This is a genomic window from Methylobacterium sp. E-065 (genome assembly GCF_022829605.1).
Taxonomy (GTDB): domain Bacteria; phylum Pseudomonadota; class Alphaproteobacteria; order Rhizobiales; family Beijerinckiaceae; genus Methylobacterium.
Genome location: NZ_JAKSYD010000294.1, coordinates 1 through 1,169 on the forward strand (window position 1 = coordinate 1; position 1,169 = coordinate 1,169).

General features: G+C 69.3%; 2 protein-coding genes. Both read right to left on the reverse strand.

Features of this window, described 5'->3' with window-relative positions; all coding sequences use genetic code 11:
* Positions 1–734, reverse strand: a 734-nt coding sequence (locus tag MKK84_RS33205) for a hypothetical protein (RefSeq protein WP_243926976.1), incomplete at its 3' end; no start/stop codon positions are given.
* A gap of 11 nt (positions 735–745) precedes the next feature.
* The gene (locus MKK84_RS33210) at positions 746–1,036 is read right to left on the reverse strand and encodes a hypothetical protein (protein WP_243926977.1); all 291 of its coding nucleotides are present in this window, start codon (positions 1,034–1,036) and stop codon (positions 746–748) included.
* Positions 1,037–1,169 lie beyond the last annotated feature (133 nt).

A 1,169-nucleotide genomic window follows, 5' to 3' on the forward strand; every position in this document is an offset into this window, starting at 1 on the left:
GGCGCCGGGGCAATCGGCGGCTCCGGCAGTACAGCCCCGAGCGGGTAGACCATGCCGGCGGCGTAGGCCCAGGCGGGATGATCGCCGTCCGGCCCGTAGAGGTCGGGCAGGAGCACCCACAAACGGTCATCGATCCGGTTCAGGAGGTCGCCGGCCACGTCGGACGCATCCGCGCGCAGGTCCTCGTCGGTGAACTGGTCCGCGTCGGCGCGGCCGTCGCCATAGACGTACTGCGCCAAGGCCATGCCGAGCACGGCGGTCCCGATCTCAGTCTGAGTGGCGGGCGAGAGCAGGCGCCACGCCTCGGTCAGCGAGAACGGCAGGGGCATGCGAGACCAGAGCGCGGCGTGATCGGGCAGGCGGGCGGTGTCGTCGCCACGGAGGGTACCCACAGTGCGGGTATCCTTGGCGATAACGGGGGCTGCCATGGCGGCGAGGAGACCGGCGGTCAGCGCGGTTCGGATGAACCCGCGGCGGCCGGCGTCCGTCTGCTGCTGCTGGCACTGCTGCGGGACCATGGCGGGTGCGGCTGGCGTGGCGGCAAACTGCTTGGACACGAAAAACCGAACGTCGCGGAGATGGTTGGCGGGCACGGGGCCCGCGCCGGGCGCCAGCATCCCGTTGCCGTTCGGGAAGGCGAGGAATGTGTAGAGCTTGCCGGTGCGCTCAACCCAGACGGATCCGGTGGTGTTGGAGCCGTCGCGAGCGGAATAGGTGATCCCAAAAGCGGCCATGGGTGCGAACCTCAGTGAGCGGCGGCGCGGCGGGCGGCATTGGCGACCTGCCAAGCGGCCTTGAGAGCGGACGACATCGCCTCGCGGCGGGAGACGCCGCAGCGCTCCATGATGCCGGGGGCGGCCTTGCAGGCGGCGGCCATGATCGCCGCGCGGTCGTACTGGCCGGCGGTGGCGAGGGGGCGGGTGCGGGCGCCGAACTGGATGAGGGCGCGGGCGCTGAGCAGGCCGGCGGGGATCTTGGTGCGGCTGTCCTGGCCGGCGCGCTCGATGTCGGTCCAGGTGACGGTGCGGCGAGACATATCGCTTGCTCCACGATTACCGTGTGTGATAAACGGATATCGTGGATGCGGATGGCTGTCAACGCTTTCCGTGTAAAAATCTCGGAAAGCGTGGATTAGCTCCGATGTCTCTAACAGCCGCACAGTCACGAGC